Annotated in this window: 6 protein-coding genes; all 6 read right to left on the reverse strand. The window is 40.0% G+C overall.

Features of this window, described 5'->3' with window-relative positions; all coding sequences use genetic code 11:
* Positions 1 to 43: 43 nt before the first annotated feature.
* The 6 genes from sov to ruvB all read right to left on the reverse strand — a co-directional run bounded on the left by sov (position 44) and on the right by ruvB (position 13,721).
* Positions 44 to 7,231 (reverse strand): T9SS outer membrane translocon Sov/SprA, encoded by a 7,188-nt coding sequence (gene sov / locus PP182_RS01480; protein ID WP_419197719.1) that lies wholly within the window; start codon positions 7,229 to 7,231, stop codon positions 44 to 46.
* Between the two features lie 5 nt (positions 7,232 to 7,236).
* Positions 7,237 to 7,818: a Holliday junction branch migration protein RuvA gene (gene ruvA, locus PP182_RS01485; RefSeq protein WP_272649553.1), complete on the reverse strand. Its 582-nt coding sequence runs from the start codon at positions 7,816 to 7,818 to the stop codon at positions 7,237 to 7,239.
* Positions 7,819 to 7,860: 42 nt separating this feature from the next.
* Positions 7,861 to 10,155 carry an NADP-dependent malic enzyme gene (locus PP182_RS01490; protein ID WP_272649554.1) on the reverse strand — a complete coding sequence of 765 codons (2,295 nt, stop codon included), beginning with the start codon at positions 10,153 to 10,155 and terminating at the stop codon, positions 7,861 to 7,863.
* 118 nt (positions 10,156 to 10,273) lie between these two features.
* Positions 10,274 to 11,593: an MFS transporter gene (locus PP182_RS01495; protein ID WP_272649555.1), complete on the reverse strand. Its 1,320-nt coding sequence runs from the start codon at positions 11,591 to 11,593 to the stop codon at positions 10,274 to 10,276.
* Positions 11,594 to 11,766: 173 nt separating this feature from the next.
* Entirely contained in the window at positions 11,767 to 12,669 is a 903-nt protein-coding gene (gene queG, locus PP182_RS01500; protein WP_272649556.1) for a tRNA epoxyqueuosine(34) reductase QueG, read from the reverse strand.
* 29 nt (positions 12,670 to 12,698) lie between these two features.
* Positions 12,699 to 13,721 (reverse strand): Holliday junction branch migration DNA helicase RuvB, encoded by a 1,023-nt coding sequence (gene ruvB, locus PP182_RS01505; RefSeq protein WP_272649557.1) that lies wholly within the window; start codon positions 13,719 to 13,721, stop codon positions 12,699 to 12,701.
* Positions 13,722 to 13,730 lie beyond the last annotated feature (9 nt).

Consider the following 13,730-nt stretch of genomic DNA (forward strand, 5'->3'; position numbering starts at 1 on the left):
AATTCAAAAAATACTTTTACTTCTTTAGTATGTTTATTTAAGATTAGTTCCCAAAATTATACCGCAAGGTGAAACCTGCATTTACAGTGGTTTGTGGAAAAGCTGTAGAGACCGCAAACTGGGAGAAATTGTGGTCGTAAAAGAACAAAACATTTAATTGTTTGCTTAGCGCATAATCGGCACCAAACTTTATTGATAATAAGTTTTGCCCGGATGTAATTTGGTTATTGTCAATGTCCAAATTACGGATGATTGTAATATTATCTCTAAGACTTACATCTGCCTTTAAATTTAAATCCCCTTTCAACCTTGTTTTGTTACCGCCAATATTCGTTACGAACTGTACATCCTTTATTCTGTAACCTAGGCCTACGGTAAATTCTTTGCCATTGATTTCTGTCATTAAATTATTATCAAAACTTAAGGACAAAGCCCTATCTGTTCTTACTTCGGCCAAAACACTTACGGAGTTCTGCATTTCAAAATCGACCCTTACTAAAGGATTGAACTGATCTGTAAGCACTACGTTATTAAGGATTAGGTCCGGTAACAAATCCCCATTTTCCGAATTTACAAGAGGTAGATTATCGTTTCGTAATTGTTCTTTCTCCAAATTGGTTTGAAATGAGTTGATACTGTAGGCAGATCTGTAGCCATGGCTCAATGAAAAACGTTTGAATTTTTTCTTGAACCACTTGTTTTTCATTAAACCGGTGTATTTAATATTCCAATTGGGAATTGGAATTTGCCTGAAGACGTCTAAATTTACCCTATTGGCATCCTGACCGGTATAAGCTGCGAAAAATGCTGGCAACAGGACTTCCTGCTGGGTCTTTCCATAACGCTGTGGAAAACCATCTTCGTCCAATGTCCCAGCTGATTGCCCTCTATCGGCAAGCAAACGATTTGCAATGGTTATCCTATTTTCCTTGAATTGTTGAAAGGTTTCTGAATCAAATTCATCACTTTTACCAAAAGCGGTACCAATCATCATGGTGGATATACTGAAACTACCAAACTCATTCTGAAGACCCGTACTGCCGTTCAACAAGGCTTCCAAGTCATAATTTTCCTGAATACTGCTGGAATACTGTCTATCGGCCACCAGATCAATAGTGATATCCTTTGTAGGTTGAGCAGTGGCTGTTATATTCAATTGTTTATTCGTTCTTCTAATAAACTGCTCGTTAAAATCAGGGAAAGCGGTCAACCAACCATTTCTGGCAGCTTCGAACCTTACATCTGCCTGACTACCAAAAACAAAACCAAGTGTTGGTCGAGTTGTCCCGATAAAACCAATGGACTGCGTATATCCTGGAAGAACAGTTCCACTATTTTCGTTATAATTAATGTTTAACCGCTTGACCATGGTGATAATATCCACCGCCGTATTAAATAGACCACTAGTTTTTGGCTTCACTTTATCTTGACCCTCCGCCGGAACACCGGCCTTATCCCTCCTGATCGGACCTGTAGTTGCCGCCGTAGGGCTTTCTCTTTTCTTTAAACCGATAAGGTCGTAAAACTTTTGCATCGTCAACGAAGCAGTTAGGGCATGGGTGTTGGCGTTCTGCACCGTATTAATCTGTGCAGTGGGGTCACCTAAGGCATCCTGGGCCACCTCTGCCAAGGCATCTCCACCACGTTGCCAATCAAAATTACTGGTATAACTATATTGTGCATTGATAAAATCCAAAGCCGGAATTTTAGCAAAAGGGATTTCATAATTCAATTGCATTTGCTGTGAATGTCTATTAGGCTCACCTAAATCAAAGAAACCGTCCCAAAGGCCTAATGACTTATCAATATCCGAATCTGTGTTCCCATCTTCCTCAAAATAGTTACGGACAATATTATTGTTTGAAGTGGTCAAATTTAGTCGTAACGATTTGGTCAAATTATAGTTGATGGCATATTGCCAATTAAAAAGATAGTTTCTTTGTTGCAATTCCGGAAGTTCGAGTCTATCTACCCCTTCTTCACGTACATCCCTAAAGCGTTGCGCATTAAATTGCCTATTGATGTTTGAATTCACAGAAACACTGGCCGGTAGCAGGTTAAGATTTAATTCCTTCAACCATTGCCAATATTTTCCGGTAAATAAAGAATCCTTTTTTGCGAAAGGAGCCACCTCCACAGGATCAAAACTGTGGTTATAGACAAAGCCAGTGGTAACTGCTTGATCTCTGAGCTCTGCAATTTCAAAATCACGATGTTCCGTTTCGTTATAGGAATAATTAAAGGTGAAGTTTTCAACATCATAGAAATTAGCATCCGCTTCTTCGCCTCTATCCTTTCTAACCCCAATAAAGTTGATACTTGTTCTTTTAGTATAGTCTTCCGCCTGTTCCCTTATTTCCTCTGCTGCCTCTTGATCGGGAGCGGTATTAATTAAATCGTCCAGTTTCAAATCATCGTAGACAGGGTCGAATTCGGGGGTAATCAACTGCTCTGAAATTCCATAGTTAAACGGCAATTGAATACCCCATTTTTTTGGTAATAGCTGACCTACGTTAACATTGGTGACCACATCATATGAAGTGGCATCTTCCCTAGCTCTTTCGTTGGGCATTTGATCTATAGACCCAAATCCGGAAGTACTGGTACTACCTGTAGCGGTTACATTTGCAAAATCGGCAACATTGGCATCAACGGCAGCGATAGCCGCCCAGCCCCCATTATTATCCAACCCAGCCAAACGAAGTTCATTAAACCACACTTCACCTCTTGCCGGGAGAATATCTTGGTTTTTAATACCCACCATCATACTTCTTATACTACCTAATGAAGGATTTCCCTTGATACCTATTCGTAACCTACCAGGGGTTCTATCGTCAAATTCATTTACCGGAAATACTTCGCCATTTTCTACTTCGAAGAAACGTACTTCGCTTAAGTCTCCCCCTTGTATCCAAGAAGATTTTACCTTATTCAAATCACTTAAAGCAATTTCCATCTCGTTTGCTTCCGGCCAAATTTCACTTTCGGAAACCGCATTAAAAGAAGTAAATTGAAGCGGTAATTCTATTTGGTAATAGTTTTGGGTAAAATCTGTTCCAATCCTTAAGAAGCCTACCAGAGGTGTGGAACTATCCGCATAATCACTATCTACAATTTTCTCGGCATGCATAAACATCTTCAGTTTTTTGTACTGACGAATGTCCACATTCAAGTTTTTAAAAACCCCCCTTGAATCTCTAGCCTCCAAACCTTCAACTAGCAATGATAATGACTGCTCGTTTTGCCTGATAATGGTATTATTATTATTCAATTGTTCTCTAGCAACTCCTGGTGGCAATACATATGGGATGGGAATTCTTCCGCTATTTTCTTCGATATTAACCGTATTAACATCAAGGGTAGTTCCATCATCAGCTGGGTTGTCATCAATATCTGGATCCTGTAGTGTCTTAGTATAGGTTCTCCAATCTCCACGTACCAAATCCAGTGTTGCAAACCTCAATACTGTTGGATTGGAAAATCCGGTCATATACATACGCATAAAGCTTATTGACCTAAAGTCCGTTATACCCCCGACCGCATCGGTAAAGTCACTTAACGGTATTTTGTACTGTATCCACCTTCTGTTCAATTGAGCCCCGTTTGGTAATTCTGGCGTAACACCTTCTTTGATATCCGTGACATATTTATCATTGATGGTGGTGTTCGGTTTAATTTGAATACGGTATTCATAGTAGCTATTCACCGTATTCATCGTTAAATCGCGATCTATATCTTCAACATCGGGCAGTGTTGTGGAACCACGATTTGTGTTGGTTACCTGTACGGGAGAGTTTCCATCTGGGTTGTTGAAATCTAAATAGCGCTCCAAAATTCCACCATCACGATTTAGGTAATATTGATAGTTATCCAAAGCTGGGTCGGATCCAGGGTTTGCATCATAAATAGCGGCCTCAGCCTCATCGTTTAAACCATCATACCCTATGTCCTGCAAGGACCTATTGGCCTCACTAGCATCAAATGCATAAACCAAAGATTGCGTGGCAGGCACTTCACCCCAGCTCGTGGGCGCGACAAAATCGTTACTATCCACACCTGGCAATCCATTTTCATATTGCTTTTTACCATCACGCAATACATCTTCGGAAATATTACCTAGGTTTAAAACAAGTTCACCCGAACTTGTTGCTTCTCCGTCTACGTAAGGATCCAATACCCAAAATTGGACAAACTCCACATTGGCCTGTTCAAAATTAGTACTGCTCAATGATCGCATAATTCCTCCCCATTTCTGATTTGGCTGCGTAACATCAAAATCCGGATTGTTGTTATAAGGGCCCTTTAAATCGGGGTAATAGGCAATATCCAAAGTTCCTTGTACCGTAGTCTGCCCTTGAGCGATATCCACCTGTGGGAAAACCTCGTCAATAAAAACACGACGAGTAGGGTTCGTAGAAATATCATTGTCACTAATTGCGGAAGGTCTTTGGTTGGTATAAAAAATTGGGTCAATGGTATACCAAGCCATTTTTGCACGCCCGTATCCATTTTCAAGGTTCGCTGGATCTTCGGGCGAACTACCTGATAATTGACCGCCCGGAGCAAACTCCAATGGTGTACTCGCTAAGGCCCACCCTAATGAACCCCTAATATCTATTAAAGCCTGTGCTCCCTCAAAATCATCGAGATAGGTTGTGGTTTCTCCTTGAAAGTCGGCATTTTTAGGCGAGTTAGGTTTTAACCAAGCCACCTCGGCACGAACTGAGACATTGGAGGGAACATCGGTATCTATGTTGGGAAGTTTGTTCACCATCCTTGTTAACCATGGAACTTCCGTTGAGAAGTTTCCATTTAATCCAAAAATAGTATTGTTAACTGGCTCTACTCCAAAATTGGATTTTTGGGTCAAGGGTCGCTCGTTAAGGTTTAGCAAAGTACCACCGAGCACAAAATTCTTATTGAACTGATGTTCCAAATTTACACCTGTAAACCTTCTAGTTTGCTGACCAAAAACAGCATTGTTTTCAACCGAAATATTGATAGGTGTATTAGAAGCCTCCAAACTAGGGTCCAAAATTTGCACTGTTCCCGCCTGATAATTGACCGTGTAATCTATACCCTCTTGTAACTGTCTACCCCCTGCCGTTACCGTCACCGAACCTCTTGGCACATTAAAGGCCCCAATGGGAATCCCATTATTTCCTTCAGACTTGTACCTACCCTTTAAAAGAAACTTATTCTTTTCAGGGTCCTGTAATGCTGCTGCCTTGGTAGACTCGTACATATCCTTAAATACATACTTTTGCTGATTTTCGTTATAGCTAGCGGTGTTATCATATGTTCCACCATCTCCTAGGGTTTCGTAGAGGTATTCCCCAAAAGGCTCCACCTTGGTAAAAATGATACGTCCTCCTTGGATATCTACCGTTATCCCTGGATAAAAGTCGAAAAACCCGTCACCTCCAGGTTGCAGATCATTATAGACATTCAAGCGGTCTAGGTTAAAAACATCCAACAGGATACGTTCTTCCAAACCTTCTGGCCACCCACTACCCGGTCCTTCTATTACTGGGGTTATATAATTTCTAGGCGTAGGATCAGAATATAGAATATTCATTTTAAAGTCGTCCTCACTCAGCCTAAATGCCCCTGTAGCATATATATTTTTCATCATCAAATCCCAAATAGGATCACTGACATTCGTAATATTACTTTTTAAAAGCTTTAATACTAGAGTGTTGTTCTCAATTATTGGAGCGGCACCCCCAGAAACTGTTGTGGCATCCAAACCGCCATTGGCAAATTCACCGACCTGATAAACTTCTCCGGCAAAGGTATATTGATAGGCAACCGCCAAGACCTCATCATTGCTCAAGCGCTGATTTAAGGATATGTATCCTAGCTGGGTATTAAAATCATAGTCCCTTCCCTGCTCTAACTTACGGGCATTTTCTAAAATAGCATAATCAAACCCCTGATCTGGAGTGTAATTATTTGCGAAGCTGGTTGAATTAAATCCTCCTTCAACTGTGGCGATTTCCCGTATGTTATCATTTAAAGCTCCTGTACCATTACCAATTAAAGCAGGATTATAATCATTGGCATTATTACGGGGTCTTGCATCTCCAGGGTTATTAAAGAATCCTCCGGCAAAACCACTATTATTACCAATCCTGGTCTTATCAGGATTAGGTTCACCCAAATCCTGTAAGGCCACAACATTTCTCACATTGAGGGTTTGCTGACTTCTATTGGTTACCCAAACTTCCAGTCGTGTAACTTGTACCTGACTTTGGATATATGGATATTTCTCTAATGCACTGTCATAGTTGTCCCTAAAATACTGGGCCAAAAAGAAGTGTTTGTCTTCATCATAATCTAAGGCTGTCAAATTGAACTCATTAATCGTACCACCACCCTGTGCTACTACGGTGTTGTTCTGGGAACGCTGCTCTGAAAAAACTGCCGTAACCGTAGTCTTTCCAAATTGTAATTGTGTTTTTACACCAAATAGACTTTGAGCACCTTGAATTAGCGAACTATTTAAAGGCATATTCACATTACCTACCTCAATTTTTCTGAGTATATCATCTTCCGTTGGAGTATAATCCAGTTTTACTATATTTTGAAAATCAAAGGTTGCCTCGGTATCATAGTTAGCTGTAACCTGTAATCTTTCGCCAATTTTACCCAACATACTTAAACTAATACGCTGATCAAAATCAAATGACAGGTTTGTTCTATTACGAGGAGATAAGGAAGGGTTATCATTTTTTTGCCAAATAACTCCCAAATCCATAGCTACAGAGCCTTGGGGTATTACTTCTATAGTATTTCCTCCAAAAACAGATTGAAAAAAGTTGTTGTTTACATAGAAATTGGGTAATAAATTTTTTCTGGCCTCTTCGCTACCTGCCTTTTTACCAGAGTAGGCATCGGATTTCTCTTTAAAATAATCCTTGATTCCTTCTTTTCTGATGAGCTCGTAGTATTGCTCAGGTGTTAAGATTATAGGATAGCCAATATTGAAATCACCAATGCTTTCATTATAAATGTAACGATCCATTTCAGGATCATAGATGTATTTAGAGACAATACTTTCCGGATTTTCAAGTGCGATCCGCCCAAGATCATACCCAGTCTTTACGGAATCAATTTCTTGTTCATCTGTTTCTTGGGCCATGGAATACTCCATAAAACCGAAAAAAACAATGAATAGGAAATTATACTTAAAAGATTTTTTAAGAATTTTAAATGCCCCTTGTTTCAAACTTGCTACAAATTTTTCAGCGCTAGTTTTATAATGTTCTCTACGCTTAAAGAGGGGTCTTGGGAAATTACCTTATCTACTACCTTCTCAGCATGTCTTCTGGCAAACCCTAGAACCTCTAAAGCAGATAACGCTTCATCTTTATTTGTATTGTTTGTAGTCAACGAAACTTCGTCTATATCGTACACTTTTAAAATCTTATCACGTAGGTCCAAAATTACACGCTGTGCAGTTTTTGCGCCGATACCCTTAATTGCCTGTATGGAAGGTACGTCGCCATTGGCAATGGCATCCCTAATTTGGACTGGTGACATTGAGGATAACATGGTTCTCGCCGTGCTGGAGCCTATTCCAGAAACGGACAACAGCAGTCTAAAAATTTCCCGTTCTGATTTTTCAGCAAATCCAAAAAGTGTATGCGAATCTTCCTTAACTTGTAGATGGGTGTAAATGTTCACCAGTTCATTATCGGGAATATTCGAAAAGGTATTCAGGGATATGTTTACAAAATACCCTACACCACCGCATTCTACAATAATGTGAGTGGGATTTTTTTCTATCAATTTTCCTTTTAAGTGATGAATCATCTAGCAATTCTTTTTTTGTAATAATGAAGATTTAAAAAACAATTATTCACTTTTTTTTGCCTTTCTTCTTTTTTCCCTTTCCTGTGCATCAATGACCGCTACTGCAGTCATGTTTACGATTTCATCTACACTAGCGCCCAATTGCATAATATGAACAGATTTTCGGAGTCCGACCATTATTGGACCAATGGAATCGGCTTTATTAAGCTCTTTCAAAAGTTTATAGGTGATATTTGCCGATTCCAGGTTGGGAAAAACAAGCGTATTTACTTTTCTACCGGCCAATTTGGAGAAAGGGAACTTACTTTCATGCAATTCTTTGTTTAAAGCAAAATCCATTTGTATTTCCCCATCCACTACCAACTCGGGACTATTCTCATGTAATAGTTTTACCGCTTCCCGAACCTTTATAGCATTATGATGCGCAGAAGAACCAAAATTCGCATAACTCAAAAGTGCAATTACAGGGTCGAACCCAAAGGTAGTAGCAACATTTGCTGTCATTTGCGTGATATCCGCTATTTCCTCTGCATTAGGATCAATATTGATCGAGGTATCCGCCAAAAACAATGGGCCTCTTTCGGTAATCATAATATTTACCGTGGCCACTTTCTTTACTCCCGAAGCTCTGCCTATAACTTCCAAAATTGGTTTTACTACGGTTGGATAGGCTCGGGAATATCCGGATATCATGCCATCGGCATCGCCTTCGAGTACCATCATGGCACCAAAGTAATTGCGTTCCCTCATTTTAATCTTAGCACTGTATAGGGTGGTTCCTTTCCGCTTTCTACTTTCCCAATATTTGGTAGCGTATCGTATATGGCGTTCGTCAAATTCATCGGACAATGGGTCTACGATAGGAATATCCGCATCGAATTCCAGTTCTTTCTTTAGCTCTATTATGACGTCTTTTCTGCCCAAAAGAATCGGTTCTGCAATCCCTTCTTCATAAACAATCTGAGCGGCCTTAAGTACATCCAAATGATCTGCTTCGGCAAAAACAATTCTTTTTGGGTTGCTTCGTGACCTTCCATGTAATAGCCTTACAACTTTATTATCATTTCCGGAACGAAGCATCAACTCCTCCTTGTACTTTTCCCAATCCTCGATAGGCGCCCTTGCCACACCACTTTCCATTGCCGCCCTTGCGACAGCCGGGGGAATTTCATGAATCAATCGCTGATCAAATGGTTTTGGGATAATATAGTCCTTACCAAAAGTAAGTCGGGTTTCCCCATATGCTATGTTCACCTGCTCGGGTACAGGCTGTTTAGTTAGATCGGCCAAAGCTTTTACCGCAGCCATTTTCATTTCCTCGTTAATGGCCGTTGCCCTTACGTCCAAGGCCCCCCTAAAAATAAAAGGAAAACCAAGTACATTATTCACCTGATTAGGGTGGTCTGATCTACCCGTGGCCATAATAATATCTTTTCTGGTTTTTATAGCCAGGTCATAATTAACCTCAGGATTAGGATTTGCCATGGCAAAAACAATGGGATTATCCGCCATGGAGTTCAACATTTTCGGAGTAACGATATCGGCAATCGAAAGACCTATAAAAACGTCTGCATTTACCATGGCTTCCTCTAGGGTATCAATTTTTCTAACCGTAGCAAACTCCCGTTTTGATTCAGATAGGTTATCAGCATCCTTTCGGATGACTCCCTTACTATCCAACATCACAATATTTTCAGCTTTTGCCCCAAAAGCTTTATAAAGTTTAGTGCAGGATACTGCGGCGGCTCCGGCTCCACTAATTACAATGGATACCTCTTCAATCTTTTTCTTGGTAAGTTCCAAGGCGTTCAATAAGGCTGCTGCCGAGATAATGGCAGTTCCATGTTGATCATCGTGCATTACAGGAATATCCAATTCCTCTTTTAACCTTCTCTCGATTTCGAAGGCTTCGGGAGCCTTAATATCTTCCAGATTGATTCCCCCAAAAGTCGGAGCAATCATTTTAACGGTTTCTACGAATTTATCTACATCCTCGGTATCTACCTCAATATCGATTCCATCGATGTCGGCAAAAATCTTGAACAACAGACCTTTTCCCTCCATCACGGGTTTAGAAGCTTCTGGACCTATGTTACCCAAGCCCAAAACCGCCGTTCCATTAGAAATTATGGCAACCAGGTTACCCTTGGAAGTATATTTGTAAACATTCTCCTTGTTCTTGGCAATTTCCAGACAAGGTTCCGCAACACCGGGAGAATATGCTAGCGCAAGGTCACGTTGGGTACTATAAGGTTTTGTAGGAACAATTTTGATTTTTCCAGGTTGTGGTTTCGCATGATAAACCAATGCTTCCCTTCGTTGTTTTTCCTTGCTCATATTCTCGGATTTTGAATCACAAATTTAACAGTATTCCCGCAAACAAAATGAAAAGAAACCTGTTTTATCTAAAGAAATGCAGTGGTGGAAATAAAAAGGAACAAATCTGACAAACTTGTTACAAAACAGTATCTGTTTTTTCTTTGGACACATTGAGCCTCAGTGCAAGAACCGCGGCGATAAAGAAAAAGACACCCGCAAACAAAATGGCATTTATAGCATTTCCTCCCAAAAAATATTTATAAATTGGACCAAAGGTCAGGGTTTCTATCCCCATAGGGATTACAATCATCATATTTAATATTCCCATATAAACCCCCCTTCTTTCTTGAGGAACCACTTTGGACACCATGGTGTAGGGAATTCCCATCATGGCCGCCCAACCCACTCCGAACAATACCATTGGAGCCAGCACTAACAAAGGATCTTTAATAAAAGGAATTGTAAATAATGCAATAGCAGTTCCTACCAAACTAATTGAATAGACTTTTTTACCTCCAAATCTAAGGGTCAACGGTACAAGTCCCAATGCCACTACCATAGTGACAATGTTATACGTTAAACTCATCTGAGCCGATTGTGAAGCCGCTTCAGATGTTGAATACCCCAAGGTGTTCATAAACAAAGGAGTTATATATTGCCAATAAACGAACAATGCATACCATTGAAAAAGGTAAACCGCACCTAGTTTCCATAAAAAGGGAGGCATTTTTTTTATTGCTTCCTTTATTTCTCCGAAGGGCTGAGCAATTCTTACAGCTAAAGGTTTATTTCTTGATGCCTTTATTTCATTAAACTCCGATTCGGTTGGGGGAATTTCGGGAGTTTTCAAGACAGACCACAAAATAGTTGTTATGGATAAAATTCCTCCTATGTAGAATGAATAATATAACCAAGTAGGAATAGAACCAGCAACCTCTACGGATTGATCTCCGAACAGATATTGAAATAAAACGATGGATCCATTGGCTAATAGTATGCCAGCTCCAACAAATAAGCTCTGCATTTGATATCCAAGGCTAAACTGCTTCTCCGGTAATTTATCACCTACAAAAGCCCTATAGGGTTCCATAGCCATATTATTACCCACATCCAAAATCCATAGTAGTCCAACTGCGAACCAAAGAACGGGACTCGAGGGAAACATGAAGAGACAAATACTGCCTATAAGTGCACCGATCAAGAAATAAGGCTTTCGTCTACCCCATCTTGGAGACCATGTTTTATCAGACATTGCACCAATTATGGGTTGAACGACCAATCCAGTAACAGGTCCAGCTATATTTAAAATAGGTAGCATATCTTCCGGCGCACCCAAATAAAGAAATATGGGATTGATAGCCGTTTGTTGAAGTCCAAAACTGTACTGAATACCCAAGAATCCGACATTCATATTAAATATCTGCCAGAAGCTAAGGCTTGGTTTTCCTATTTTCATTCGATGGATAATTATATTTTAGAGACCCAATAATTAAGATATAGCTAAAAAAATCAGTTTAATTTTTTCAAATAAGCAAAAAAAGCTATCAAGCAATATAGTATAATTAAAGAAAATGATAATCTAAAAATGCCATAATTAAAAATGTGAAACCGACTATAACGTTGTAGTTGTCATGAATTCCTTTCTAAGAATTCGATATTTCTTTTCAATCCTGAGTATTTGGTTCTTTTCACGGCCGATTTTTTAAATATCTTTTTAAAAACATCCTCCGTGATTTCCTCCCAATCTTTTTTTGACATCGATAATAACTCTGGATTTGGGTCGAACAAAGGTTCGCTATGAGGTTTAGAAAATTTGTTCCAGGGACAAACGTCCTGACAGACATCACAACCGAACATCCATTCATCCATTTTTCCTTGGAATTCTTGGGGTATTTCGCTTTTAAGTTCAATGGTCAGGTATGAAATACACTTACTGCCATCTACTACATAAGGGGTAGCTATCGCCTCTGTTGGGCAGGCATCTATACAGGCGGTGCACGTACCGCAATGGTCGGTCACGGGTGTATCATACTCTAGTTCCAGATCAATGATTAGTTCGGCAATAAAGTAAAAAGACCCAACCTCCTTGGTAAGGAGATTACTATTTTTCCCAATCCAACCTAAGCCGGATTTTGCAGCCCAGGCTTTATCCAAAACAGGGGCAGAATCCACAAAAGCCCGTCCATTTACCTCACAAATGGTTTCATTAATGAATTCTTGTAGGTTTCTAAGTTTGCCCTTTATGACATGATGATAATCCTGACCGTAGGCATATTTGGATATCTTATAGGCATCATCCTTTTGCTCCTGTGAAGGATAATAGTTTAATAGTAAGGAAATTACTGATTTTGCTCCTGTGACAAGTAACCGTGGGTCCAGTCGTTTATCAAAATGATTGGCCATATATCCCATTTCCCCATGCATATTCTTATTCAGCCAACTTTCCAACCTTGGCGCTTCTTCCTCCAGAAAGTCCGCCTTTGATATGCCACAAGATAAAAAACCGAGCCGCTTGGCCTCGGTTTTAATCATATCTGCCCGTTTTTTAATTATATCTAAACTCAAAACAACCCGGGTTGTATGCCTCCATTGGTTCTTCCCAAATGTTTATAGGCCAATTCCGTTACTTCCCGACCTCTAGGTGTACGCATTATAAAACCTTGTTGAATTAAAAAAGGTTCATAAACCTCTTCAATAGTCTCGGCACTTTCGGAAACTGCTGTTGCCAACGTCGTAATCCCCACAGGCCCTCCCTTGAATTTATCGATGATGGTCGTCAATATCTTATTGTCCATTTCATCTAGGCCATGTGCATCCACATTCAGCGCTTTTAGTCCGAATTTGGAAATCTCTATATCTATACTACCGTTGCCCTTTATCTGGGCAAAATCTCGAACCCTTCGCAATAGGGCATTACAAATTCTAGGGGTCCCCCTACTTCGACCTGCAATCTCTATCGATGCATCATTGGTAATGGGTACTTTCAGAATTTCTGAACTTCGCTGTACAATGGTCGATAATAGTTCGGTATCATAATACTGTAACCTACTTTGAATACCGAAACGTGCTCTCATCGGAGCGGTCAATAGGCCAGATCTAGTAGTTGCACCAATTAATGTAAACGGATTTAAATTAATCTGGACAGAACGGGCATTGGGACCCGTTTCAATCATGATATCAATTTTATAGTCCTCCATAGCGGAATATAGATATTCTTCTACTATTGGACTCAAACGATGAATCTCATCAATAAATAACACATCCCTTTCATCAAGGTTTGTGAGCAACCCCGCCAAATCGCCGGGTTTATCCAAAACAGGACCGGAGGTAATTTTTATACCTACACCCAATTCATTGGCCAATATATGTGCCAAGGTGGTCTTCCCCAATCCCGGAGGACCATGGAATAAAGTGTGGTCCAAAGCTTCACCTCTTCTATTGGCCGCCTCCACAAAAATCTTCAGGTTTTCCAAAACCTGTTCCTGACCCGTAAAATCATCAAAACTTATGGGTCTTAATGCCCTTTCAATGTCAAGTTCAGCATCGGAAAAACCTTCTGTAGATGGATCTAAATATTCGTTCATGCACTAACA

It is taken from the genome of Maribacter sp. PR1, from assembly GCF_028464145.1.
GTDB lineage: Bacteria > Bacteroidota > Bacteroidia > Flavobacteriales > Flavobacteriaceae > Maribacter.

Excerpts from the sequence above, each read along its gene's own strand:
- ruvA (WP_272649553.1), bottom strand. The coding sequence starts at position 7,818 with ATGATTCATCACTTAAAAGGAAAATTGATAGAAAAAAATCCCACTCAC.
- PP182_RS01490 (WP_272649554.1), bottom strand. The coding sequence starts at position 10,155 with ATGAGCAAGGAAAAACAACGAAGGGAAGCATTGGTTTATCATGCGAAA.
- PP182_RS01495 (WP_272649555.1), bottom strand. The coding sequence starts at position 11,593 with ATGAAAATAGGAAAACCAAGCCTTAGCTTCTGGCAGATATTTAATATG.
- queG (WP_272649556.1), bottom strand. The coding sequence starts at position 12,669 with ATGATTAAAACCGAGGCCAAGCGGCTCGGTTTTTTATCTTGTGGCATA.
- ruvB (WP_272649557.1), bottom strand. The coding sequence starts at position 13,721 with ATGAACGAATATTTAGATCCATCTACAGAAGGTTTTTCCGATGCTGAA.